The sequence below is a fragment of the Mesorhizobium sp. M7A.F.Ca.AU.001.01.1.1 genome, from assembly GCF_004022735.1.
Lineage (GTDB): Bacteria > Pseudomonadota > Alphaproteobacteria > Rhizobiales > Rhizobiaceae > Mesorhizobium > Mesorhizobium ciceri.
This window is the reverse complement of record NZ_RZPF01000637.1, coordinates 1-3,853: the sequence shown is the minus strand read 5'-3', so window position 1 is coordinate 3,853 and position 3,853 is coordinate 1. Positions and strand designations below refer to the sequence as shown.

The following is a 3,853-nucleotide window of genomic DNA, read 5'->3' as shown; positions in this document are numbered from 1 at the left end:
CCCTCGAGGCTGTCGAAAACGCCGGCGGCACGGTCGTCAAACCGATCTTCGCGTTCCCTGGCGGCCGCCGTTTCCACTTTGCCGATCCGGCCGGCAACGAGATGGCGGTGTGGTCCGAATAGCCAGCTGGTGCCGTCTGGTGGCGTTGCTTTTGCTGCCCAAACAGGCGTTCTCACCACCATTCATGGGGCATTGTGCTTTTTGGCTGCTCTGCTAATAACGCGCCGCACAAGCGACTCTGACGGCAATTGGGGCGTCGCCAAGTGGTAAGGCATCGGTTTTTGGTACCGACATTCCCAGGTTCGAATCCTGGCGCCCCAGCCATCCCGCTCAGGTCCGTTCCGGACACTTAGGACCGAGAGTACCTTTGCGATCTTCCATGAAGCCGATCGGCTAACAGTTCGATTGTGTCATAAATTCAGATGAGCCAAAGCCGTCGCGGCAAATTCAGGTCTTGCACATGATCTGGATAGTGTCGCCTTGAACATCTCCTTCTTTCCATACATAGGTCGGCCGGGTGGGTGGCGGCTCAACATGGAACTTCAATGAACCTTCCTATCTTCGCCATCAACCTCGATCGCGAGACCCAGCGCTGGAGCGAATTGCTCGCCAGCGCCGAAGCGGCAGGCCTGACCTTGCAGCGCATTGCCGCCGTCGACGGCTATGCGCTTGCCAAAGAGGCCTGGACGGAGATCGATCTGCCAGCCGCACGCAAGCTGAGCGGGCGCGACATCCTTTCCGGCGAATATGCCTGTTACCGCAGCCATATCCAGGCGCTGGAAACGTTCGTGGCCGGTGGCAGCGCCCATGGCCTGATCGTCGAGGACGACGTCCTCTTCAGCGAAGACACCATGCGGCGCATCGAGGCCGTCATCGCGGCGGTGCCGGATTTCGACGTCATCAAACTGATCAACCATCGCATCAGCTTCTTCATGCGCGCCGTCGAGACGGCGGAAGGCGACGAGATCGGTCGTGCGCTGCATGGCCCGCAAGGCTCGGCCGCCGCCTATCTGGTGACGCGGGAGGGCGCGCAGGGTCTGTTGTCGGCGCTCGCCGTCATGAAAATGCCATGGGACGTCGCGCTCGAACGCTTTTGGGATACCGGTCTGAAGGTCTATTCGGCCCGCCAAAACGTGCTTGGCTTCGCCGCCAGCAGCGAGATCTCCGGCATAGCCGGTCCCTCGGGAAGCTACAAATCCGCAAGGTTGGGGGGGCCGAGCCGGCTACGTGCCGGGGTGTTGCGGGCCAGTGACGAGCTGCGCCGCCTGCATCACGTCCTGCTGCGGCCCCCTTTGCCGCGAGATACCCTGGACTATGCCAAGGACAACGCGCCGCGCCACACCTTGCTTCTGTTGCTTGCGGCACTCGCCGTTCTCGCCATGGTTTCCGCGGTGTGGCGCGAGGCAGACACCTACCGCTATGCGGGCCTGGCGCTGGCCCTGGTCGCGGTCATCCGCTGGTTCAGGGTGGATTTGTGGACCTACAGCAAACCACTGATCGGTTGGGTCGGCTTCCTGTGTCTGGGCTGGTCGCTCTATGTCTTCATCCGACTGGCGATCGTCTATTTCGGCACCCACCAGTTGGGTGGCGCCGAAGGCATTTACATGTTTCCGCTGTTCTATGCGACGACCGGATTCGCCTTTCTGCTGTTTGTCAGGCAGCCCGCACGGCTGGTCCTCTGGTTCATGATCCTCAGTCTTGTCTTCCTGGCGGCGGACACCGCCTGTTCGAACATGTTTCAGGATATCCAACCGGCCCCGTGGCTTTTCAACAATCCCATCCACGCGTCGGTGGCGGCCGGTTTCATCTTCCTCTGCACGCTGCAATTCATGGCTTACACGGCCCAGAGAACGGACCTCGGGAAAGCAACCAAGAACCTTTATTGGGCGCTGTCGACAGCCGTCCTGCTGCTTGCCGTCGTCAATATCATCGAGATGCGGTCAAAGGGCGTGTGGCTTGCGCTTGCGCTTGCGCTGCTCCTGTTGACGGTCATGACCCTGGCGAGAGGCCATCGCCGCGAACTGTTGGTTTCGGGTGGCGTGCTGGCGATCGTGGCGGCCGGCATTGTCGCAACACACAACATCTTCTCGTCCACCGCCGGCGACACCATGACCTTCGTCAAAACCCTGGTTCCGGATGTGTTCAGGCATGGCGTCCTTCCCGCATTCGACCGCGCCATCGCGAGCGATGCGGTTCCGCTTGCAGCCAAGGAAAGGCTGATGCTGTGGGCGGATGCGATCGATATCTGGAAACGCCACCCGATCTTCGGAGCCAGTTCCAGCTGGCTGACCGAGTGGGAGAACAGAACCTATCATCCCATGATCTTAAACGTCTTCCACAATGGTTATCTGGAAATTGTCGTGCGCTATGGTGTGGTCGGACTGGCGTTCTTTGCCTTTCTCTACACCTGGTCGGCCAGGCAGGTTCTGCTGGCCATGCGAGCCAAGCTTGTCGCTCCGGCCGCATGGTCCTGTTACATCTCCACACTGGTTTTCTTCGCCCTCAGCATCCTTACCAATTCCAACAACCGGCTGGCCATGGGTGAGGCCTTCATGTGGTTTGCCGCGGCGTTCGGCTTCTATTGTTTTTATGTTCGCCAGCAGAAGAACCTTGTCGCGCCGCGAACCTATTTTTAGGGCCTGCCGGCGCAGCACGTATCTGATCAGCCGGTTGCGGCCAATGCACCTTTGAGGCCCCGCTCAATTTCCCGATAATCGGGAAAGTCGATGCCAAAATCCACGGCTTATCGCCGGCAACCCGTTTGTTACGATCGACACAGATCACAGACGGGGGTTGTCACGGATATGCTGACGGACAGGCAGGCACGCGAAGCGGTGGAGCAGTACCGCGAGGAAGGATATGCGGTCGTTCGACAATTCGTCGACGGCGACGAGATGATCCGGCTGAAGAAGGAAACCGATGCGGTCTATGCCGATGGCCTCAAGCATCACGCCACTTTCCGGCACGGCAACCTGAATTTCCAGATCCTGCCTGAATCGGACTTTGGCCAACGATATGTGCTGCAGGCTTACTGGTTTTCCTGGATCAATTCCTATTTCGAGCAGTTCCGCCGCAATCCCGACTATCTGAAGCTGCTCGAGGGTCTGATCGGCCGCGACATAAAACAGATCGCCCAACAGCTGCACTGGAAGCCGCCCGGCGCCAATGTCACGGGTTATCGCTTCCACCAGGATCTGCGCTTCCGTAACCAGGCCGCCTTCGACAATGTCGCCGACGCCACCGTGACAACAGGCCTCGCGGTCGATCGGGCGACGCTGGACAATGGCTGTCTTCAGGTCGTGCCCGGCAGCCACAAGCTCGGCTATCTCGGCCTGTCGGACGAGGGAACCGGCGAGCTGATGAAGGGTCTGACCGCCGAAGAAGAGTTGCGCAAGGTCGGCATCGACCCGGCGACCATCGTTCCGCTGGTGCTGGAGCCGGGCGATCTTGCTTTATGGGGGCTGCTCACCGTGCACGGCTCCTCGCCCAACAGGTCACAGCACGACCGCGCCTTTGCACTGTCCAGCTATGTGCGGGCGGATACGACGCAACGTGGCGAATGGGCGTTCAGGGACGGTGTTTCGGTGCCGCTCGGCAAGACGCCGGCACTGTGCAAATACGAAAAGCTCTTCGAGGAGCCGGGACCGATGTACGACACCACCGCCTGGTGGAAATGACGCTGCCGCGTCGGGCGACGGGGGCAGCAGGGGCCTGGCGTTCGCGCCAGGCCCCTGACGGCGTTGGCCGGCAATCGGGCAGCATTTCAGGCGGTGAAGTCGGCCGACAGTTCGCGGATCAGGAAATCGACGAACGCGCGCACCTTGGCCGCAATATAGGTGCGGTGCGGATAGAG

2 protein-coding genes, 1 tRNA gene and 1 pseudogene are annotated in these 3,853 nt (G+C 60.5%); all 4 read left to right on the top strand.

The features are described 5' to 3' along the window. Positions 1-122, top strand: a pseudogene (locus tag EN884_RS28820) (VOC family protein); the annotation flags it as partial. A gap of 127 nt (positions 123-249) precedes the next feature. Further along, positions 250-324: transfer RNA gene (locus EN884_RS28815), tRNA-Gln, on the top strand. Between the two features lie 221 nt (positions 325-545). Beyond that, entirely contained in the window at positions 546-2,636 is a 2,091-nt protein-coding gene (locus EN884_RS28810) for an O-antigen ligase family protein (RefSeq protein ID WP_128360879.1), read from the top strand. Between the two features lie 168 nt (positions 2,637-2,804). Continuing rightward, positions 2,805-3,677, top strand: a complete 873-nt coding sequence (locus EN884_RS28805; RefSeq protein ID WP_164745819.1) for a phytanoyl-CoA dioxygenase family protein — start codon at positions 2,805-2,807, stop codon at positions 3,675-3,677. The last annotated feature ends 176 nt before the right edge of the window (positions 3,678-3,853 follow it).

What these genes read in the sequence shown, in the direction of transcription:
- EN884_RS28810 (WP_128360879.1), top strand. Translation starts at nt 546, where the DNA reads ATGAACCTTCCTATCTTCGCCATCAACCTCGATCGCGAGACCCAGCGC.
- EN884_RS28805 (WP_164745819.1), top strand. Translation starts at nt 2,805, where the DNA reads ATGCTGACGGACAGGCAGGCACGCGAAGCGGTGGAGCAGTACCGCGAG.